15 protein-coding genes and 1 pseudogene are annotated in these 21,612 nt (G+C 46.4%); 12 read left to right on the top strand and 4 right to left on the bottom strand.

The features are described from left to right. Positions 1-306: 306 nt before the first annotated feature. From QUB26_RS12095 to QUB26_RS12125, 7 genes and pseudogenes are all read left to right on the top strand, one after another. Positions 307-432, top strand: coding sequence for a hypothetical protein (locus QUB26_RS12095; RefSeq protein ID WP_333237244.1), 126 nt, complete (start codon positions 307-309; stop codon positions 430-432). Positions 433-587: 155 nt separating this feature from the next. After that, positions 588-755: a hypothetical protein gene (locus tag QUB26_RS12100; protein WP_333318163.1), complete on the top strand. Its 168-nt coding sequence runs from the start codon at positions 588-590 to the stop codon at positions 753-755. Between the two features lie 137 nt (positions 756-892). Further along, on the top strand, positions 893-1,327 hold the full coding sequence (locus QUB26_RS12105) for a ferritin-like domain-containing protein (protein WP_332954961.1): 435 nt from the start codon (positions 893-895) through the stop codon (positions 1,325-1,327). Positions 1,328-1,423: 96 nt separating this feature from the next. Further along, the gene (locus tag QUB26_RS12110) at positions 1,424-2,368 is read left to right on the top strand and encodes an FTR1 family protein (protein WP_333318165.1); all 945 of its coding nucleotides are present in this window, start codon (positions 1,424-1,426) and stop codon (positions 2,366-2,368) included. Between the two features lie 620 nt (positions 2,369-2,988). Then, on the top strand, positions 2,989-3,726 hold the full coding sequence (locus QUB26_RS12115) for a response regulator transcription factor (RefSeq protein WP_333053479.1): 738 nt from the start codon (positions 2,989-2,991) through the stop codon (positions 3,724-3,726). Between the two features lie 707 nt (positions 3,727-4,433). Beyond that, positions 4,434-4,912: pseudogene (locus QUB26_RS12120) on the top strand (chlorophyll a/b binding light-harvesting protein); the annotation flags it as partial. A gap of 472 nt (positions 4,913-5,384) precedes the next feature. After that, positions 5,385-5,900: a transcriptional repressor gene (locus QUB26_RS12125; RefSeq protein ID WP_333243095.1), complete on the top strand. Its 516-nt coding sequence runs from the start codon at positions 5,385-5,387 to the stop codon at positions 5,898-5,900. Between the two features lie 132 nt (positions 5,901-6,032). Here QUB26_RS12125 and QUB26_RS12130 read toward each other — a convergent pair whose 3' ends face one another. The 3 genes from QUB26_RS12130 to QUB26_RS12140 form a co-directional block, all read right to left on the bottom strand. Then, positions 6,033-6,887, bottom strand: coding sequence for an Npun_R2479 family HD domain-containing metalloprotein (locus QUB26_RS12130; protein ID WP_333318167.1), 855 nt, complete (start codon positions 6,885-6,887; stop codon positions 6,033-6,035). Positions 6,888-7,106: 219 nt separating this feature from the next. Continuing rightward, entirely contained in the window at positions 7,107-7,310 is a 204-nt protein-coding gene (locus tag QUB26_RS12135) for a hypothetical protein (protein WP_333058222.1), read from the bottom strand. A 69-nt stretch (positions 7,311-7,379) separates the two neighbouring features. Continuing rightward, complete coding sequence (locus QUB26_RS12140; protein ID WP_333237234.1) at positions 7,380-7,529, bottom strand: hypothetical protein; 150 nt, start codon at positions 7,527-7,529, stop codon at positions 7,380-7,382. 236 nt (positions 7,530-7,765) lie between these two features. Between QUB26_RS12140 and rpsL the strand changes: the two genes are divergently transcribed. The 5 genes from rpsL to rpsJ all read left to right on the top strand — a co-directional run bounded on the left by rpsL (position 7,766) and on the right by rpsJ (position 13,049). Beyond that, entirely contained in the window at positions 7,766-8,146 is a 381-nt protein-coding gene (gene rpsL, locus QUB26_RS12145; RefSeq protein ID WP_006632197.1) for a 30S ribosomal protein S12, read from the top strand. A gap of 145 nt (positions 8,147-8,291) precedes the next feature. Next, positions 8,292-8,762 carry a 30S ribosomal protein S7 gene (gene rpsG, locus QUB26_RS12150; protein WP_006632196.1) on the top strand — a complete coding sequence of 157 codons (471 nt, stop codon included), beginning with the start codon at positions 8,292-8,294 and terminating at the stop codon, positions 8,760-8,762. Positions 8,763-9,110: 348 nt separating this feature from the next. Further along, positions 9,111-11,183: an elongation factor G gene (fusA, locus tag QUB26_RS12155; protein ID WP_333318169.1), complete on the top strand. Its 2,073-nt coding sequence runs from the start codon at positions 9,111-9,113 to the stop codon at positions 11,181-11,183. Between the two features lie 101 nt (positions 11,184-11,284). Further along, on the top strand, positions 11,285-12,514 hold the full coding sequence (gene tuf, locus QUB26_RS12160; protein WP_242724596.1) for an elongation factor Tu: 1,230 nt from the start codon (positions 11,285-11,287) through the stop codon (positions 12,512-12,514). A gap of 217 nt (positions 12,515-12,731) precedes the next feature. Next, on the top strand, positions 12,732-13,049 hold the full coding sequence (rpsJ, locus tag QUB26_RS12165; RefSeq protein ID WP_006632193.1) for a 30S ribosomal protein S10: 318 nt from the start codon (positions 12,732-12,734) through the stop codon (positions 13,047-13,049). Between the two features lie 76 nt (positions 13,050-13,125). On the opposite strand, the gene QUB26_RS12170 is transcribed toward rpsJ, so the two are convergent. After that, positions 13,126-21,573, bottom strand: coding sequence for a transporter substrate-binding domain-containing protein (locus QUB26_RS12170; RefSeq protein ID WP_333318171.1), 8,448 nt, complete (start codon positions 21,571-21,573; stop codon positions 13,126-13,128). Positions 21,574-21,612: the final 39 nt, after the last annotated feature.

Genomic DNA, 21,612 nt, shown 5'->3' on the forward strand with positions numbered 1-21,612 from the left:
AAAAACCAATTTTTCTTTGACACATCTTCTCAAATCCCCTTGACAACTGGCATACAGGCTTAACTTGTGACCAATGCCTGCCTCCTGCCTCCAAACTCCAATTTTTAGCTTTGCTGCTTTCATTGAGATGCTCCCGCGCGTTAGCCAAAAATAAATGTTTCGCGGTTTTCATGTCAAGTCTTTGACAATGGAGAGGCAAAATCCCGCTAATGCTGTTGCTAAGGGGTGGCCTAACCAGCTATTGCGAGTAACAGTCCGCTTCCGGCTGCAAATAATTCCAGTTTAGCTGTTGACAACCCCAAAAATTTGCCTGACAAGTCTCCAGAGGTTGTACCTTTCACTAATATGTCTACTGAAACGGCTATGGCAAGTAGGGCTACAGATAATACTCTCCAAGCTGTACCTGTATCAGCAGCCCAGCAGAAAGTTTAGGCGGTAGATGGAACAAATCAGACAGCAGAAATTACGGCGTAAAACTAGATGAGTTAACTCTGAAACTGTACGATCGCATCGATCGAAGTTGGCAAACTAGCCCTACTTTTAATCAAAATCTAGTCTATCGAGTCAGTACAAGTCAAGATGGGGCGATGGCGTTCCGCCCCGCAAGCTACGGCAATTTCCAGCCACTCAATCAATCAGCCAAGGATTACGCCCAAGAAACTGCTTTGCCAAATCTGCTGAAATCTTCCGAAACTAGCAGCAGTAACAGTGCAGCACCAGTCGCTAAGTTTACTGTAGTGTTTGATCCTACATGAACCTTAGAAGTTAACCCCTAGCTCACATACAACATCTCTCCGGTAAGGCACGCCATCAGCACCTTACTTTTCCTTTTTAACTTAAATGTGCTATTATAAACAGCGCCCTCTAAGGCATTCTACCTCTAAAACAACAAATGAAAGAACTTGACGAGAAAAAAACCCAGGAACTGCTATGCACCATCATGGAATGGGAACTTGCAGGTGTCGTGCGCTATACCCACTATTCACTAATGGTGACAGGGCCAAACCGGATTCCCATCGTGCAGTTTTTTAAAGCACAAGCAACGGAATCTCTACTCCACGCCCAACAAGCAGGAGAAATTCTCACCGGTTTAGAGGGACACCCCAGTCAGAAAATTGCTCCCATCGAAGAAACCTACAAACACTCGGTGAAAGACTTGTTGGAAGAAAGTTTAAATCACGAGAAAAAAGCGCTCAAGAAGTATAAATCTTTACTTGAAGTCGTGACAGACTCCAGCGTTTATTTGGAAGAATATGCCCGAAATCTAATTGGACAAGAAGAATTGCACCAAGTAGAACTGAAAAAAATGCTGCGGGATTATAGTTGATTTAATCATTAGTTAGTTGTTATTGGTGATTGGTTATTGGTTATTTCCAATCACCAATGACCAATGCCCTATGCCCATGCCCCATGATTATAAAAAATGAATTTTAGTGAAGCCATACCAACTTTTGTAATTACCCTGCGCGAAGGCGTAGAAGCCGCCTTAGTCGTCGGAATTGTACTAGCTTGCCTCAAAAAAGCCGAGCAAAGTAACCTCAATTCTTGGGTTTATGCAGGTGTCGCAGCCGGCATTGCTTCTAGCGGTATTGTGGGTGTTATATTCAATGGATTGCTCGCAGCACTATCAACATCCCAGCAGCCTTACGCACCAGTCATTAAACAGCTATTAGAGGGTGTGTTGGGAATTGTGGCGATCGCAATGCTAAGCTGGATGCTAATTTGGATGACTCAGCAAGCTCGCTTTCTCAAAGCAGAAGTTGAAGGAGCAGTTACAGCCGCTTTGACAGAAAATAGCAATGCCGGCTGGGGCGTATTTGGCTTAATTTTTATTGCGGTACTACGCGAAGGTTTTGAAACAGTTATATTTGTCAGCGCTCAATTTCAACAAGGTTTGAGTCCCGCTTTAGGTGCTTTGGGCGGTTTGACTGGGGCGGCAATCATTGGCGCGCTACTGTTCAAGTGGGGTGTCAAAATTGATATCCGCCTGTTTTTCAAGTTTATGGGGATTTTGTTGTTGTTAATCGTGGCAGGTTTGGCAGTATCTGCACTCAAGCATTTTGACCAAGCCGCTGGGATTTTGTCGCAGATGAATAGCAAGTATGCAGCGATTTGTGTTTATTACGATCGCCTCGCACCACTCCACTCTTGTATTTTAGGGCCGATGGTGTGGAATGCAGCGGAGATTTTGCCCGATCGGGAATTTCCGGGAGTCGTTCTCAAAGCACTATTTGGATACAGAGATCGACTTTATCTCGTCCAAGCAGCCACTTACACAATATTCTTAGCCACCATCGGCGGTCTTTATTTCCAAAAATTAAGTTCTAAGGGGAGTGTTCCCAACAAAAATAGTCAGCCAGAAGGATAGCAAACTCGCCCTCAGTAGGTATGTATGCAAGCGGTTGTTATCGGTTGTTTTGCTGATGCCAGGGCGAGAAAAAAATTAGCCCCACAGGCAAAAATTTGACCAAAAATTGTCAGGTTGCGGGATTGATTATTTGACTTTTATATGATATCATTTAATAATGGCAATATCGTTTATTTATTTTATAAATACTCATATTATTATTATTTAATAATACGGTCAATACCCGAAAAAAGCAAGCCCTACCCTCTCAAAAAACACAAAAATTTTATAAGCAAAATTAACTAACTTAAAAAAATTACAGTTAACGGTTAACAGGGTTATGCAAAACGCCGACTACCGGTAGGGCGATCGTGTGAAGCCCCAGGCGCACCCTGCAAAAGTTAAGGCTGTTCTTTCCGACCAAAAAATCTGTCCCCAGCCAGATTTGGGGTAAACAGTTTTCTGATATGCGATCTTATCGCTTATAATAAGTACAAGAATATTTACAGAGCCCCGAAAGTTCTTAATCAACCTTATAATCCTTAATGAAGCTTAAAATTAAAAAATTGTTCGTTAAAGTTACCTGGAACCCCCAGAAGGCTGTAGGATCTGCCATTCGGTTAGCGGTGAGATAAATAATGATGCCCCGGATACTTGTTATTGATGATGACGCGGCGATCGCCGAACTTGTAGCCGTCAACCTAGAAATGGCTGGCTATGAAGTCACCCAGGCAGAAGACGGCATCAAAGGTCAGGCACTAGCAATACAACTGCTCCCCGACCTGATCATCCTAGACCTCATGCTGCCTAGAGTAGACGGATTCACCGTATGTCAGCGTTTGCGGCGTGACGAGCGCACCTCAGACATTCCCGTCTTGATGTTGACAGCCTTAAGTCAAACTCAAGACAAAGTAGAAGGCTTCAACTCCGGCGCCGACGACTACCTGACAAAACCCTTTGAACTAGAAGAGATGCTAGCCCGAGTGCGAGCTCTACTAAGGCGCACAGACCGCATTCCCCAAGCGGCCAAACACTCCGAAATTCTGAATTACGGCCCGCTGACCCTTGTCCCCGAAAGGTTTGAAGCTGTTTGGTACGCTCAGACAGTCAAATTGACCCACCTAGAGTTTGAGTTGCTGCACTGCTTGCTTCAGCGCCACGGTCAGACAGTCTCTCCCAGCGAAATTCTCAAAGAAGTGTGGGGTTACGACCCCGACGACGACATCGAAACTATTCGTGTACACATCAGACACCTGAGAACCAAGATGGAACCAGATCCCCGCCATCCTCGGTACATCAAAACCGTATACGGGGCTGGTTATTGCCTGGAGTTACCCAACAACGAACAAGTAGCTGAAGAAACCAAATCCTCTGCTTGAGCTAGCCCGCCAGATGCAACAAGCAGTTAAAAATCCCGCTAGAAAAGCCTGAGAGCATTTGCTCTCAGGCTTGCTTGTTTGGAGTTTGAGTGAATATGTCAACAAGTAGCCATTAACTCTCTTGATTTGGAAAAAAACAATCCTGCACCCCCCTCTAACCGCAGGGCGGTTTCATTCTCTTGTAGGGGCTGCCCCCCGTGGCTGCCCCCATGTCTGAAACTGTGAAATCGTCTGTGGGGGGTAGGCACGGGGAGTAGGGGTAGCACTACCCCTACAAAATCGCGATTTTCGTGAGAATGAAACCGCCCTGCCTCTAACCGTACTTTTAGAGAAGCTTGTCCATAGGAAAGTACCGGATTTCTTTTTCCACCTTGTCTTTTTCGAGAGGATTCGATAGCTACTTAAACAATACTCTAGCCATAATACTCTTTAATAATATTATTTATCAATAAATTTAGAGGTATTCTTTTAGCTGCTATTTTTGCTAACGAGAGGCCCAACTCCGATCAAGCGCCAAAAACAGTCATAATCGTGATAAAACGATGTTTTTTCCTACTGATTTACATACCAGAACTCAAATCAGTGAAAATTTTTCTCAAATACCCCTTGACTAAAATACTAAAATTGTTGATTATCTATATCAATAACCTGCGATCGCTTAAAACTCCACTGACATCTTTCTCAAGAGGTAAATCGCCGTGACCAGCATGGCAAAATCCTTCCCAGCCGAAGGAAAATCATTTCCCTGGTGGGTCGGCAACGCCCGCTTAATCAACCTTTCGGGCCGTTTGCTCGGTACCCACGTCGCCCATGCCGGCCTCATCGTCTTCTGGGCGGGAGCCTATACCCTATTGGAGCTTTTCCGCTTTAACCCAGAATTGCCCATGTACGAACAAGGCTTAATGTTGTTGCCAAACCTAGCCAGACTCGGCTTGGGCGGGGGTGCGGGAGGCAAAATTGTCGATACTATCCGTACTTCCCCGTTAGGGCGATTCACCTCTTTCTCGGCTTCGGCGGCATCTTTTACTCCCTCAAAGGGCCAGCCACCCTCGAAGCAAGAACTTTTTTCTTTGGCTACACATGGAAAGACGCAGACAAAATGACCACCATCTTGGGCATCCGCCTAGTTTTGCTGGGTGTCGCTACCTTCTTGTTGGTGGCCAAAGCTATGTATTTTGGTGGTTTATGACTGTCTTTTTCTAATAGTTATGTATTGCCACTTTGATTATTTTTGTAGAGTCTGTCCGTAACATTGCCAGAAGGAGTGCATCAAATCAAGGGCTTGTATCCAATTCCTTGTTATTGGGATTTTTTTACTAACGACTACCGCCTCACATTTACAGTGCGCCCGTGCGTTGCTTGTACTGAAGATGCGGTTGCACTGACTGACTTTGAACCTAAGACTTGTTTTATCAATGCTTATCCGCAACATTGCTATAAACTTCACAAAAATTACGCAGAAATACCGAAAACAACTTTTTCAGTTCCACTTTTAGCAAAGGGGATAGGTGGCTAGCAGATTACCCTGGACTAAAGGGGGAGTCTAGATTTATATGGATTATCACGGAAAATATACTTGAGGAGCCTCTAAAAAATAGCACGAATAAATAACAGATAATCCATGACAATCCTCGTTCAACTATTTTATTTTTTCCGACATGAATTTATACAGTGCTAACTCACTCAAAGTCGAACTCAACCAAAGAGGCTGCCGCCTGACTCCCCAGCGAGAAACTATTTTGAGTGTCTTTCAAAATCTACCGCAAGGCAATCATTTAAGTGCGGAAGAATTATACAAGACATTGCAGAATAAAGGAGAACGAATAGGCTTGTCTACTGTCTACCGAACGCTGCATTTATTAGCCAGGATAGGAATTTTGCGTGAACTAGAATTAGCAGAAGGACACAAACATTACGAACTGAATTTTCCCGAATTGCACCACCACCACCATCTGGTTTGCATTCAGTGTCACAAAACCTTTGAATTTAGCGATGAATCGATTTTAAAAATTGGCAAAAAGCAAGTTGAAAAAGCTGGGGTAGAACTGCTTGACTGTCAATTAACTGTGCGTGCGGTTTGTTTGGAAGCGCTACGGGAGGGATGGCCTTCTTTGGTACCCAGCAATTGGTTGTGTCCCAGATATCATTCAGAAATGGAGGAAGAAATTAGTTGATTTGGATGCAATACACTTCCGTAATTGGTAATTTGTGCTTTTTTATTCGTTATGAGCTGTTAGTTATTAGCACCTAAAAATAACCAATGACAACTGACAACAGACGGCTGACTGCTGAATTCACTTTTGCAATTAAGCAACCTCAGAAGAATCGCAACGTTGGTGTTCCATCCGAAATATGTTAGCGTACAAACTAGCAACAATCTGTTTGCCTTCCTGCGTCAACTGCAAGTAACCGAGAGATTCACTGATGTGAGGATAAATCCCGCTCCAGTAAAACTTAGAGTAGCTTTGCAGCAAGTCGCCCGGATGTCGATAGCCCAAAAGTTTAGTAGCACCGCTTTCTTCCAACTCGTAAAAGAGCGCGCCAATTTTCTGCAAATATTGCGGGTTGCTGAGCTGACCTATCAAGTCAGCACCGCGAACTAAACTAGAGTAATTAACTGCATCCTCGTCAGTGTTGCCGTCAAGCACCGAGAAACGAGTCTGTTCTATGTTCTGCTTAATTATCTCAGCATTAATTAGCTTGTGGTTGCCGAAGCGCTCGTCAATAAACAATTTAGCTCGGTCAACTCGGTAAGGAGCTAGGCTGGCCGCCGTTGCACCGGGAGCAAGTGCAATTCTCATGCCATCTTTTCCTGTAGCATACAATCCTTCTGATTCTTGGTCTTGCCGGCAAACTCCTTTGACATATCCGATGTCTTGGCACAGCAAAGAAATGATGAAGTGCAGCCAATCTTCGCAGGAAACTCCGCCCTTGCGAATGTGTTTTCCCCGCAAGATTTCTTGACCGACTAAGCTAATGCAAATGGCGTGTTCTACATTGTGATAAAGAGCGTCGCTGTTGGCGATGTTTTCTAACGCCATTGCCCCCACCCAGGCAATAATGTCAGCATAGTCTGATTTGTAGCCTCCGTAAGTGCGGCTGTAACCGTTCTGAAGTTGTTCGATGAAAGCCTCGATCAGAAGTTCTGTAGAATTAAACATACCCTATCCTTTTACCTTAATATTGCCTTTCCACAGGGGTGGATCTATTTGGGAGTCCTCTAAATTTTATGGATGAGATTTTAGCTCACAACTCCTGCACCCCGTGTGTGTTGTGATCTGTGGATGGCAAGTGGGTAGCAATCTCAAAACTCATTGACGCAGCTACGCCCGGGGACTTACGAAGCAATCTCGCGCCCTGACTCAAAACTCCGAAGCAACTCAGTCCATCACTGACACCCATCCCCGCCGTACTGCATACAGCAGCCTGCTAACAATTTTTCGATCCTCTGAACTTTTTAAACTGTGAGAATTAATTGCGTATTGAATTTGCTGGAACACAGTGCGATCGATCTTACCGGATTTCCAAATGTTCAAGTAAAGTTCGGAAATTGTATATTCAGGAATATAAGCTTTGGTTGTCATCTGCTGTCAACTCAATGTATATTTCTTATTGTCCGGTAATTTTAGATAACTTTATGTGATGTAGATCGGCTATAGACTGTGATGCGATCCCAGGCTGGAGTTAATGCGCCTCTCCTCACAATGGTAATTCGATCGCAATATCGCGCTTTTGCGATCGTCATAAATTTTGCTGACGGCTGTGACAATCATCATAGTTGCGCCTAAATTATAGGATGTCACATACCATTCTCCCGTTGCGCTCGCCCCCTCCCAACTTGCAGCAAGGAAGGAAGTTTGAGCGCGGGTCGCGCAAATTTCTTGCCAAAGAAACACGCGTCGTGTACAATACAGAGTCTGGTATCCTCACTTACCCATAATTATTTTCATTCATCCCGTCCCCCCAGAGGGGAAGGGACTTTCAGTGCGGATACAGCCAAATCACTATATTCAGCAAAAAGCTAGAAATGCCGTAACTCATGCCCACTATTCAGCAACTCATCCGTTCAGCACGGGAACAAACGCAGAAAAAAACCAAATCGCCAGCTCTCAAGAGTTGCCCGCAGCGCCGCGGAGTTTGCACCAGAGTGTACACGACCACCCCGAAAAAACCCAACTCGGCGCTGCGGAAGGTGGCTCGGGTACGGCTGACCTCTGGTTTTGAAGTCACCGCCTACATCCCAGGGATCGGTCACAACTTGCAAGAACACTCGGTAGTAATGATCCGAGGCGGTCGGGTAAAAGATTTGCCAGGAGTTAGATACCACATCATTCGGGGTACATTAGACACCGCTGGGGTGAAAGACCGCAAGCAGGGTCGTTCCAAATACGGGGCCAAGCGTCCTAAAGAGAAAAAATAACACGGAACTCGCCCGATCGTCGGGGTTGGGAAGCAAAAATAGATCTGATCGCGCCGCTCAATTGCACGCTCGATCGTCATAAATCGAAATGTGATCCCAAAACCCCAAACTCAATCATTCAAAATCAAAAATCCCAAATAGAACTATGTCTCGCCGCACAGTTATTCAAAAACGTCCAGTTCCACCAGATCCAACCTACAACAGCCGGTTGGTAAGCATGATGGTGAGACGGATCATGCAGCACGGCAAAAAATCCGTTGCCTCCAGCATCGTCTACGACGCCCTCAAAACCATCCAAGAACGCACAGGGGCTGAACCGTTAGACTTGTTTGAAAAAGCAGTCAAAAACGCGACACCCCTGGTCGAAGTCAAAGCCCGCCGGGTAGGTGGCGCCACCTACCAAGTGCCAATGGAAGTGCGTTCCGATCGCGGTACCACCCTCGCCCTCCGCTGGCTGATCAGATTTGCCCGCGCCCGCACCGGCCGCTCGATGGCAGCCAAGCTAGCCAACGAACTGATGGATGCAGCTAACGAAACAGGGAGTGCTATTCGCAAGCGCGAAGAAACTCACAGGATGGCTGAAGCTAACAAGGCTTTTGCTCACTACCGCTACTAACTGCAACAACTGGCATGGAGAAGAGCGCGATCGTGCGGTATAAAAGCATCGGGTGAGAAATTGGAAAGTGTAATAAGTTTTGAGTGTTGAGATTGCTTCTCTTGGCGCAGTTGCGATTGGTGAAGCAAACTCAAAACTCTCAAAATCAAAATTCATGCACTCAAAATTCATGCACTCTCTGAATCCTCCATGTCGCATCCTTAATATTTTTGTAAACAAATCTTGCAAAAAATATTAAAATGTAACAATAAGCTCCAGAGACTTTTGTAAGTCACTGGGGAGTGCAAAATAGGGTTACTGTGTAGTATAATAGTATTATAACAGCAACACAAGATTAAGGAGGTAGCTGTGGCACGTACCGTCCCGCTAGAAAAAACTCGCAACATCGGCATCGCAGCCCACATAGACGCGGGCAAAACAACAACAACTGAAAGAATTCTGTTCTATTCAGGCATGGTTCACAAAATGGGTGAAGTGCACGAGGGAACAGCAGTCACTGACTGGATGGAGCAAGAGCGGGAGCGGGGAATTACGATTACTGCCGCTGCTATCACCACCAGTTGGAAAGATTACAAAATCAACATCATCGACACTCCCGGACACGTAGACTTCACGATCGAAGTCGAACGCTCGATGCGAGTGCTCGACGGAGTGATCGCAGTGTTCTGCTCGGTAGGGGGAGTCCAGCCACAATCCGAAACAGTTTGGCGACAGGCCGATCGGTACAAAGTACCGAGGATCGTGTTCGTCAATAAAATGGATCGGATGGGGGCAAACTTCTACAAAGTCTACGGCCAAATTCGCGATCGCATGAGAGCGAACGCCGTACCCATCCAAATCCCGATCGGCAGTGAAGAAAACTTCCGGGGAATTGTAGACTTAGTGCACATGAAAGCCTATATCTACAACAACGACACGGGAACCGACATCGAGGAAGTAGAAATCCCCGATGAAGTAAAGGATCTAGCCGTAGAATACCGCACCAAGCTGATCGAGTCCGTAGCAGAAACCAGCGACGCCCTCACGGAGAAATACCTCGAAGGCGAAGAGTTAACGGAAGACGAAATCCGCTTGGCCCTGCGTCACGGCACTGTCGAAGGTACGATCGTCCCCATGTTGTGCGGTTCGGCCTTCAAAAACAAAGGCGTTCAGTTGTTGTTGGATGCAGTCATCGACTATCTGCCGTCGCCCTTGGAAGTTCCTCCAATTCAAGGACTCCTGCCCAACGGCGACACAGCAGAGCGGTTTGCAGACGACAGCGCGCCCCTGTCAGCCCTGGCATTCAAAATCATGGCTGACCCCTACGGCCGCCTGACCTTTGTTCGCGTCTACTCCGGTATCCTCAAAAAAGGTACCTACGTCCTGAACTCCACCAAAGACAAAAAAGAGCGAGTTTCTCGCCTAATTGTACTCAAAGCGGACGATCGGATAGAAGTTGAGGAACTTCGGGCAGGAGACTTGGGAGCAGCCTTGGGTTTGAAAGACACCTTCACCGGCGACACCCTCTGCGAAGAAGGAGCGCCAGTGATTCTGGAATCTCTGTTTATTCCAGAGCCAGTCATCTCGGTGGCTGTCGAACCCAAAACCAAACAAGACATGGAGAAGCTCTCCAAAGCCCTCCAGTCACTCTCGGAAGAAGACCCCACCTTCCGAGTCAACGTTGACCCAGAGACCAACCAGACAGTCATCGCCGGCATGGGCGAACTGCACCTGGAAATCCTGGTTGACAGGATGCTGCGGGAATTCAAAGTAGAAGCGAACGTGGGTCAGCCACAAGTAGCCTACCGCGAAACCATTCGCAAATCCGTCCGCGCCGAAGGTAAATTTATCCGCCAAAGCGGCGGTAAAGGTCAGTACGGTCACGTCGTGATCGAACTAGAACCCACCGAAGTCGGAAGCGGCTTTGAATTTGTCTCCAAAATTGTTGGTGGCACTGTACCCAAAGAGTACATCGGCCCAGCAGAACAAGGGATGAAAGAAGCGTGCGAATCAGGTATTGTAGCAGGATATCCCGTGATTGACCTCAAAGCTACTATGGTAGACGGGTCTTTCCACGATGTAGACTCCTCAGAAATGGCATTTAAGATCGCCGGTTCAATGGCGATCAAAGAAGCCGTGATGAAGGCGTCTCCAGTGCTGCTAGAGCCTATGATGAAAGTAGAGGTGGAAGTTCCCGAAGATTACATCGGGAACGTCATCGGAGACCTCAACTCGCGTCGGGGTCAGATCGAAGGTCAAGAGACGGATCAGGGGATAGCCAAAGTTTCTGTAAAAGTTCCACTAGCAGAAATGTTTGGTTACGCCACCGACATCCGCTCGAAAACCCAAGGTCGAGGCATCTTCACAATGGAATTCAGCCATTACGAAGAAGTGCCGCGAAACGTGGCTGAAGCCATTATCGCTAAGAACAAAGGGAACTAATGATTTTGGATTTTAGATTTTGGATTTTGGATTGAATCCAAAGTCTAGAATCTAAAATCTCAAGTCTAAAATCGCTAAAAGAAACAAGGAACAGATCAAGAATGGCACGCGCAAAATTTGAACGGAATAAACCCCACGTAAACATCGGCACGATCGGTCACGTTGACCACGGCAAAACAACTTTGACCGCCGCGATTACGATGACTCTCTCTGCACTAGGTCAAGCAAAGGCTAAGAACTACGCCGACATCGACGCTGCGCCTGAAGAAAAAGCACGGGGTATTACGATTAATACTGCTCACGTGGAATACGAAACCACAGGTCGGCACTATGCCCACGTAGATTGTCCCGGACACGCTGACTATGTGAAAAACATGATCACCGGTGCAGCTCAAATGGACGGCGGCATCCTAGTAGTGTCAGCAGCAGACGGCCCCATGCCTCAAACTCGCGAACACATCCTGCTAGCTAAGCAAGTTGGCGTTCCCAGCTTGGTTGTCTTCTTGAACAAAGAAGACATGGTGGATGATGCTGAACTGTTGGAATTGGTAGAACTGGAAGTTCGCGAACTTTTGAGCTCTTACGATTTTCCGGGCGATGACATCCCCATCGTCACAGGTTCGGGATTGAAAGCTCTCGAAGCGATGCTTGCTAATCCCAAGACTGTCAAGGGCGAAAATGAGTGGGTTGACAAAATCTACAAGCTGATGGAAGAAGTAGATGCTTACATCCCCACCCCAGAACGCGAAGTTGACAAGCCTTTCTTGATGGCAGTTGAAGACGTATTCTCGATTACTGGTCGGGGTACTGTCGCCACTGGCCGGATCGAACGCGGAACTATCAAAGTCGGCGAAACAGTCGAATTGGTGGGTCTTAAGGACACTCGCAGCACTACAGTGACTGGTGTGGAAATGTTCACTAAGTCTCTGGAAGAAGGTTTGGCTGGCGACAACGTTGGTCTACTGCTACGGGGGATTTTAAAGGCGGATATTGAACGCGGAATGGTGATTGCCAAGCCGAAAAGCATCCTCCCTCACACTCAGTTTGAATCTGAAGTGTACATCCTCAAGAAGGAAGAAGGCGGTCGGCACACGCCCTTTTTCTCTGGCTATCGCCCTCAATTCTACGTCCGTACCACTGACGTGACCGGCACGATCGCACAATTCACGGCTGATGACGGTACTGAAGCAGAAATGGTGATGCCCGGTGACCGGATCAAAATGACTGTTGAACTGATTCACCCGATCGCGATCGAACAAGGAATGCGCTTCGCTATCCGCGAAGGCGGCCGCACCGTCGGCGCCGGCGTTGTTTCCAAAATCCTCAAGTAGGACTCGCATAACAGCTTAAATAGCAGAAAAGCCGCCAAATGTCAATAGGCTTTTCTGCTATTTAGTGAGTAGTGAGTAGTTATAGGTTAGTGGCCAGTTGTTAGTAGTTATGGGTTAAATGTTCAATAACAAATAACAAATAACAAATGACTGATGACTAATGACTAATGACTAATGACTAAAAATAAACTGAACCTCGAAAATTCAAGAAACAAAAATGGCAACAATTCAACAACAAAAAATTCGCATCCGCCTCAAAGCTTTCGATCGCCGAATTCTAGACGCATCCTGCGAAAAGATTGTAGATACAGCAAATCGGACAGCAGCCACAGCGATCGGCCCGATTCCCCTACCGACAAAACGGCGGATTTACTGCTTGCTGCGATCGCCCCACGTAGACAAAGATTCTCGCGAACACTTTGAAACCCGCACGCACCGCCGCATCATCGACATTCACCAGCCATCGGCCAAAACAATTGACGCTTTGATGAAACTGGATTTGCCAGCCGGCGTAGATATCGAAGTCAAGCTGTAGATTGACTCATCGGAAACTCGGAAAGAAGGAACAATGGAAAAATACATTGTTCCTTCTTTTTTATGAAAGTTCGTTATTAGTTTAAAGTGAACATTGCCGGAGTAATAGAACTAGCTGATGAGTCAGTCAGAGATGCTAAAACTGCCCCAGTGCTAACAAGACGGATCAGGGTATCCCGGGCTTGAGTGCCTGTACCTTGGGTAATAGTTAACTGCTCAAATTTGAGGCCGCCTGCTAATTCTAATAAGTCTTGGCCCATAGTAAAATCTGCGATCGTATCAGTTCCATTTCCAGGCGTTAAAACAAAAGTATCGCGTCCTTTACCACCATTGAGCAAGTCGTCACCCGCACCTCCATTGAGAATATCATTGCCTTTACCGCCAAAGAGAATGTCATTGCCTTTGCCACCATTGAGCAAGTCGTCATCGGCATCTCCATTGAGAGTATCACTGCCTTTACCGCCAAAGAGAATGTCCTTGCCTTTGCCAGCAGAAACCAAGTCATTGCCTTTGCCACCCCACAGAGTATCATTGCCTTGACCGCCAGAGAGAGTATCGTTCCCTTGATTACCATTGAGGGAATTGTCGCCGGAGTTGCCATTGAGTAAGTCATTGCCTTCAGTGCTCATGACTGTATTGTTCCCAGTCGTACCAGAAAAAGGCAGGGAATACTGCAAGCCAAAGTCAGCAGCAAGTGCGTTACTGTCGCGACGCAAAACGTTGGAATCGAAATGACGTTCGTACATTTCTCCATAGTTCCCTACTGCTTTGATAGCCTTCGCAGCAAAGTCCTTTGGCAAACCTAGCGCTTCACCTATATTCCCTTCCAACCCTAAGAATTGTCGAATGGCGGAGTTAGAGTTATTCGCGGGGTTGTCGTCAGTATTCTGGGTGATTAACTCCTCAATATTGGCTGAAGTAATGTCATATTCTTCTGCTTGAACTAAGGCATTATAAACCCAACGTACTACATCTGCCCACTTGGATTGATTTTCGTCAGTTATTAAGCCCAAAGGTTCTTTAGAAAGAACTTCATCGAGAATCCGATGCTGTGCGGGATTGGATAAGGTAGGAATTCGGGCACTGATAATAGTCAGGTCACTTGAGACAGCATCTATTTCTCCTTTGTCGTAAGCTGCAAACATTTCATCATTGGTTGCAAACTTAACAGGGATAAACGTACCCCCGTATTTGCTTAAAGAATCTTGGAGGTTTTGTAAAGAAGTGGCTCCTTCCAAAATACCAACTCGGCGACCATTGAGAGCCGGTAAAACGCTTATACCGCTATTATCCCTGACTAAAACACCTTGTCCGGTGTAAAGATAAGTCGGACTAAAATCAACACCCAAACTCGCATCGCGCACAAGGTTTTGAGTTATTCCCATTGCTGAGACATCAACCACACCATTAGCAGTATTGGCGAAACTATCCTTAAACGACTGAACCTCAATTTCAAGCTTAGTAGGATCGCCAAATAAAGCCGCAGCAATAGCACGTCCTAAGTCAACATCAAAGCCCACATATTCGCCATTCGCTTGCTTCACGGCAAAGCCGGGGTTGTTACCGGGAAGTCCTAGCTTCAGGGTACCGCGCTGCACTACTTCTGCCAGCAGGTTGCGATCGTCGTTATCAATTAAAGTCGCATCAACCTTAGTACCAGAGAACGGTGGAGAATACAACAAACCTCCCTCATTCCAGAGGAGATTGCGATCGCGATCTACCCCAGGGAAGTGACGATCGTATATTTCTGCGTAGTTGCCAACTTGTTTGATAACGTTTACTGCGAAATCATTGGGAAGCCCCAGAGAAGCTCCTAAATCGTCTTCTAAGCCCAGGAAACGACGAATCGCAGGACTGGAGTCATTATTCGGATTCTTATCAGTATTAGCGGCAATAATTTTGTCAATGTTTTCAGAGCTAATCCCAAATTCTTCCGCTTGAATCGGGACGTAATTAACCCAGCGCACCACATCAGCCCATTGCGAGTCATTTTCTGGTAAGGCCAGGGCAATAGGTTCTTTGGAGAATTCTACGTCTAACAGACGGTGATTTTCTGGGTCAGCGAGGCGCTCCAGAATCAGGGCGCGGTCAGTGGCGTAGGCATCAATTTCACCTCGCTCGTAGGCGGCGACAACTTGTTCAAGGGTGTCAAACAATTTGGGTGTAAACTTAACCCCTTCAGGGCTTAATTGATTTTGTAAATCGTCTAATGAGTTAGTGCCTTCAATAAGGCCAATGGTACGGTTCTGGAGGTCTAAAGCATTCTCAATGCCGCTATCTTTGCGAACGACGACCGCTTGGTAATCGTAGAAGTAAATTGGACTGAAATCGATGTTATCCTCTGCATCCGCTCCTAGGTAGTGGGTAGAGCGTTGAGCAGCGATGTCTACATTCCCATCCGCTACCTGTTCAAAGGCTTCTTCAAACGTGGTTGTTACCCGTTCTACTTTGCTAGCATCCCCAAATAACGCTGCCGCCAAAGTACGGACAAATTCAAAGTCAAATTCTGACCCAGAAGAAGACGTGCCGAGTTTAATTTGACCCCGCTTGATAATGTCATCAAGAATCGTCTTTTCTGGATTTTTTACTAAATCGGGATTCGCAACACTGGGGGTGGCTTGAGTGGGCACTTCAGCCGCAGCCCCAGCCTTGGCAGACTGTGCTGTGGGTGCGTCTACAATTTCAAGGATTTCACCTAAGTTAGGAAAGTTATTGTAGGTTTGTCCGTTGTTTTGAATCAGCGCGATTTCTTGTCCCTTGAATTCCAGAGTCCCAGCTAGGACGCTAAAGTCGGCTAGGGATTTAGTATTAAACCCAGTAGCGGAGATTTGGATTTTATCTCCTTGGGTGGGGTCAAAGTCGAGGATTAAGTCGCCGCCGTCGGAGGGTGCGTTGAAGTAGAAGACATCGGCACTGTCTCCGCCATTGAGTAAGTCCACACCCGCACCGCCTGTGAGGATGTCTTGTCCCGCGTCACCCACTAACCAATCGTTTTCTTCGTTGCCTTCGAGGGTATCGTTGCCGAGACCGCCTTCTAGTAAGTCGTTTCCGGTGTTTCCTTTCAGTTGGTCATCGCCGGCATTTCCTTGCAGTTGGTCGTTTCCTTCATTTCCTTCCAGGGTGTCGTTTTCTGCACCGCCTGCCATCACATCATCTCCGGCGTTGCCTTGGAGGATGTCTGCACCGAAGTTTCCTTCTAATTTGTCGTTACCTTCTCCACCTACCACGGTATCGCTGCCAGCACCGCCCGTCAGTTGGTCGTTACCTGCTAGTCCTTGCAGGACATCGTTACCCTCATTGCCAGAGAGATTGTCGTCGCCTTCGGTTCCGGTGAGGGTATCGTTGCCGAAGGTTCCGGTTTGGGGCTTCTCCTTTTGGCTATTAGCGCTGTTCTGTTGGTCGTTATCGGCAATTTGCAGGACAGCAGTTTTATACACCGGGTCGAGGGCGTAGCCAGTGCCGACATATTTGAGGTTGAGGGTTAAGGCTTCCGGCTTTTCTGGGAGGGTATCGTCTAACACCGAGAGGTCGATAACAGCTTCAGTTTCTCCGGGTGCGATGTTAATTTCCCCAAATTGACCGCCTTTGGTGCTGTAATCTTGTCCCAGAGAGGCAGTACCGGAGAGGGTGTAGAGGATTTTCAGCCCTTGAGCGGGGGCAGCTTCACCCAGCGCGATGGTAAATTGTCCTTGGCTGTTGCTATCGCCTTCAGTGATGGTTGGGCTGGCGGTTACTTTCACAGTACGCTTTTCGTTCAGTGCGTACTGCACTAAGAAGGTGTCTGCCTTCAGTAATTCTTGGAGTTGAGTTTGGGATTCTTGAGCGGTAATTTTTCCTTCGATTAGCTGTTGGGTGACTTCGGGTAGGGTGCTATAGACGGCTTTTTTGATCGGGCTGATGCTGGGTAGAACATCTGAAACAGAACGAGTCAGCGCCTGTCCTACTAAGTCGTCAACTAAGTGGTTGCTTTGGGCAACTAATTCGGCGACTGCTGTTACAGGTTCGCTGGCAATAGAGAGATTGTGTTTTTCGGTTAATTGAGTAAAGAGTTTTTGCAGGTCATCGCCCTTGCTTAAGTCAAAGGTGTCAACCTTTTGCAATACTTCACCCAGGGCAACAATCACCTGAATTTCCGCATCTGAACCTTGATATTTTGCCGCTTTGAGGAATGCTGTGCCATTGAGCAACAAGTTCATTACTTTGATGTGACCAGAGGCAATATTAATGCCGGTGGTGTCATCTTTACCAATAGCGGCGAAGGGGTCAAAGTTGTCTAAGGGTTGAGAGAGGGAAGCTAAGGGAAGTCCTGAGATTTTTTCGAGCAAAGTTTCGACTTCTTCCGCCGCAATTCCTTGGCTTGAAAGAACTGCTTGGAGGGTGGTTAAGGGTGTCGTGGTTGTCGCTTCGGTTCCCGAACCGACTTGAGAAATTAGGGGTAATGTTGCAGGAAGGCCGGTGGTTGTGTCGATGCCGCCAATTCCTACAATTTGTCCTTCTTTCGAGTCAATTTCTCCGTCTCCATTGACATCTAATGCAGCAATTTTCGACTCGTCAAAGTTGTATTGTCCGTTGTCGTCGGTGGTGGTTTGCAGTTCGCCTTCATCCGGTTTGAAGTTGCCGTTGGTATCTATGAAGACTGTCGCATCTGCTAAATGGCCGTTGGAGAGACTGCCACCCCCCCGGAAATAGCTATATGATGCTGCTGGTACCTTGGTTCCTGAGTTAGTACCTGAGTTAGTACCTGAGTTAGTACCTGAGTTAGTACCTGAGTTAGTACCTGAGTTAGTACCTGAGTTAGTACCTGGGTTAGTACCTGAGTTAGTACCTGGGTTAGTACCTGAGTTAGTACCTGGGTTAGTACCTGGGTTAGTACCTGAGTTGCTACCTGAAGGGCCGGCAAAACTACTTGGCTTCAGAATTGGCACCGAATTATCAAACTCAAAGTTCTCAACGTCGATAACAACTTTTACACTATTTTGACGAGTAATTTGCCACTTTTTACCGCTGGAAGAATTTAACTCGGTAAACGTATAGTCATCCTTATTACCCCTCAAAATCAAGGTATCGTTACCAGAACCTCCATCGATGGTATCGTTACCAATCCCACTGGCAAGATAGTCCTCTCCTGCTTCTCCTTTCAGGATGTCATCGCCTTCATGACTGTAGAGCGTATCGTTGCCCTCACCCCCATTGAGGTAGTCTCGATCATGATAGCCATCAAGAAGGTCATTCCCTTCTTTACCATAGAGCGTATCATTACCGGCGCTGCCGTTAAGAGAGTCGTTGCCTTCTCGACCATCTAGATAGTCGTTACCCGTTCCCCCATCAAGTTTGTCATCGCCAGCTCCCCCATCTAGAGCATCATTATCTTTACCACCATTGAGAATATCGTTACCAACACCTCCGAAGAGATAATCCTTGCCATTGTCACCGTTTAGGGTGTCATTGTCCCAAGACCCACTATAAGTTTGTCCCTGTTTTCCATTGTCTTCGCCATAGAGAACATCGTCCCCGTCTCCACCTTGGAGTAAATCGTGACCTTGCTGACCGTAGAGAACGTCTTGGTCAGTGTCGCCGTTTAGGGTGTCTTCACCGTTAGAGCCGTGGATTTCGTCTTTACCACCTTCACCTAAAAGCAAATCGTTGCCTGCGTCACCGTAGAGACGATCCTGGTCTGGTCCGCCATAGAGAGTGTCTTTGCCATCCCCACCATAAAGAACGTCAGAACCTTCATCACCCCGCAGGTCATCGTCCTCTTCTTCACCATAGAGCTCGTCTTGATCCCGTCCCCCGTTGAGAGAATCTTTACCAGGTCCACCGTAGAGGCGGTCATTGCCCGAATCCCCGTAAAGTTTGTCGTTGTCCCGGTTACCGTAGATCACATCGGTGTTATCACCCCCGTATATCTCGTCATTTCCATTTTCACCATGAAGCTTGTCATCTCCACTTTCACCATAAACATAGTCATTGCCATTCCCCGCCCATACTTGGTCACCGTCAGGGCCACCCCAAATTTGGTCGGAACCTCCCTGCCCTACGAGCTTGTCATTGCCTCGATGACCATACATCCGATTATCCTTATCATCTCCATAAATTTCGTTGTTTTTATCATTACCATTGCGATTGTTAGAAAATGTAGTTTCCAAAAAGCTCCCAACTTCATAGGCAGCATTTTCAAAAGCTCTTCCTACCTTATTGAAGGTATCAAGTACACCTGATGTAGCACTATTAAATCCATTCACAACGTCATTAATGGCACCATTTACAACATCTGTGACTGCACCCAGGGCCGCGCCGGTCACTTGGTCAAACAAATCTTCGATACTTCTGAGCGGAGCTAGTGACACGGTATAGTCACCCTTTAGCGATCCAGCTTGATAACCTACCTTTACCTGGGAACCATCAGGTGTACCATCTGAGGTAATCGTCAGGTTGGCCCCAACCTTGCCAACGAGCGGAATATCGATGTCTATGCTGCCTGTAACGTTTAGCTTGCCATTCTGTAGACTGATGTTGGCACTGCCTAAATTTCGACCGAAAATTTTGGCTCTCCCTCCGATTTTTATATCGGTTGAACTTTTGATATCAATTTTCGCCTCCTCGATTGATAAGACCCCAAATAAGTCAAGATTTCCTTCAACTTTCAGACCATTACTATCAGCATTTATCTTAGCTCCGGCAACTTCTCGACCAAGAATCTTCACTGCACCGGATCCACTCGCCGTCTTTTCCTTAATATCAACTGAAAAATCGTTAATATCTAGTGCTACGAGTCCTAAATTCAAATCAAAATCCTTGATTTTGGCACTCGTGGTTGTAAATTCCACGTTCGCTTTCGCAACTTCAGCCCCAAAAATTACAAGCTTACCGTCCCCTTTGAGATATTGTTCAGTTGGACTTACGTTGACTTTTAAATTCAAAGTCTTATCGGTGGAACCATCTGCTCCTGTCAGCTTCAAAAATCCTAAGTCAATTTCAGGAATATTCAAATTTCCGCTTAAACTTGGAGCGCTAGAGAAGGGATTTGCGGCGAGATTTAGAGTAGCTTCTTTTCCCCAAGCATTTACTTTGCCATTGACGGCAATTCCTTGGGTTAAAGTAGTCTTCGCAAACGTGGTTTCCACCGGCGCAAACTTGATGAGAGGATCGAGCTCAGTACCTGCATCTGGGCCATCGATAGATACAATAGTAACATCTAAGACATCTTTCAAAAAGTTCTTGGTTTTTCCGACAAAACCTGAGTTATCAACTCCTACAACACTAAGGGGCACCGACCAAATGTCCACCAAGCCAATTGGTTGATAGACCGTTAATTCCATCCCAAATTTATCGGGTGCTTTGGGAGCTATGAATAAAGCAGACTTGACATCCAAGCCACCCACTTTTAAATCTGCAAGGAGTCCAATATTATCAATGTAGGGGGCTACATAACTGCCGCCAAGCTGAAACGATAAATTTCGGAGTTCTGAGTTACGCAAACCAAAGGGTTCTTTCCAAGGCGTACTTGAACCTACTTGAAAGCTTGCTGTGAGTGAAGTTGGCTCTAAACGAAGTTGGCCAAAAAGCTTTAATTCTGGTTCATTTTTTTGGACAGGATCGTAGTTTTTGAGGAGGACATTTCCCTCAATACCAAAACTTGCTGTCGCATTTCTAACTGCTAATTCCAAGGCGGCGTCGGTGAGGGTGGCACTGAAGTCTGTCTGCGAGTTTTTATCTCCAAACAGCGGACTATCTATATTAAACTTTCCTTTGAGGCTGGCTCCGTTTGAATCTACCTTTGTGATTAGGTCTAATTGTGGAATTTTCAGTTTTTTGTCAATAAATTCTGCGAGACCGTTATTGCCCTTGTTAAAGTTGGCAATTCCAGAGATTTCATAAGTTTTATTGGGGGTATCAAGTTTCCCTATTCCGAAGCTGGGATTGGTTATGGGTACGGATAATGCTGTCGCAATTGTTTCTACACCAGGAACTCCTTTGAAGATATCAACTAGGGAGGTCTCTCCCTGATAGGTGATTTTAATTTGTTCTTTGGAAAACTCCAAGTCAATCGGTTTTTTACTGATGTTTCCCGTGAGTTTATAGCTGGTATTTTTGCCACTTAAGTTGCTAATTTTTAAACTGGCATCCGATATAGAGTTGTTTAAAATAGCAACTTCGCTTTCTACAGTAATTCCTACTTTTTTCAAGAGGTCAGCTAAAGAAATATCTCCGGTATAGGCGACTTTTAACTCTTGACCCTTTTGATACTCGAACGTAACGTCTTGTCCGCTGATTTTTCCAGAGAACTTATAAGCGGAAGGGGACTTGCTGCTGTCCACTGTCAAGCTGGGATTGTTGATCGCACCCGTTAATATTGCGCTTCCTTGGGTGTCGGTCACGCCAACAGTTTTCAACAGGTCAGCTAAAGAAATATCTCCGGTATAGGCGACTTTTAACTCTTGACCTTTTTGATACTCGAACGTAACGTCTTGTTCGCTAATTTTTCCAGAGAACTTATAAGCGGAAGGGGACTTGCTGCTGTCCACTGTCAAGCTAGGAGCGGTTATAGAGCCGGTTAATAGCGC

The sequence above is a fragment of the Microcoleus sp. B4-C1 genome, from assembly GCF_036705285.1.
Taxonomy (GTDB): Bacteria; Cyanobacteriota; Cyanobacteriia; order Cyanobacteriales; family Microcoleaceae; genus Microcoleus.

Excerpts from the sequence above, each read along its gene's own strand:
- QUB26_RS12100 (WP_333318163.1), top strand. The coding sequence starts at position 588 with ATGGCGTTCCGCCCCGCAAGCTACGGCAATTTCCAGCCACTCAATCAA.
- QUB26_RS12105 (WP_332954961.1), top strand. The coding sequence starts at position 893 with ATGAAAGAACTTGACGAGAAAAAAACCCAGGAACTGCTATGCACCATC.
- QUB26_RS12110 (WP_333318165.1), top strand. The coding sequence starts at position 1,424 with ATGAATTTTAGTGAAGCCATACCAACTTTTGTAATTACCCTGCGCGAA.
- QUB26_RS12115 (WP_333053479.1), top strand. The coding sequence starts at position 2,989 with ATGCCCCGGATACTTGTTATTGATGATGACGCGGCGATCGCCGAACTT.
- QUB26_RS12125 (WP_333243095.1), top strand. The coding sequence starts at position 5,385 with ATGAATTTATACAGTGCTAACTCACTCAAAGTCGAACTCAACCAAAGA.
- QUB26_RS12130 (WP_333318167.1), bottom strand. The coding sequence starts at position 6,887 with ATGTTTAATTCTACAGAACTTCTGATCGAGGCTTTCATCGAACAACTT.
- QUB26_RS12135 (WP_333058222.1), bottom strand. The coding sequence starts at position 7,310 with ATGACAACCAAAGCTTATATTCCTGAATATACAATTTCCGAACTTTAC.
- rpsL (WP_006632197.1), top strand. The coding sequence starts at position 7,766 with ATGCCCACTATTCAGCAACTCATCCGTTCAGCACGGGAACAAACGCAG.
- rpsG (WP_006632196.1), top strand. The coding sequence starts at position 8,292 with ATGTCTCGCCGCACAGTTATTCAAAAACGTCCAGTTCCACCAGATCCA.
- tuf (WP_242724596.1), top strand. The coding sequence starts at position 11,285 with ATGGCACGCGCAAAATTTGAACGGAATAAACCCCACGTAAACATCGGC.
- rpsJ (WP_006632193.1), top strand. The coding sequence starts at position 12,732 with ATGGCAACAATTCAACAACAAAAAATTCGCATCCGCCTCAAAGCTTTC.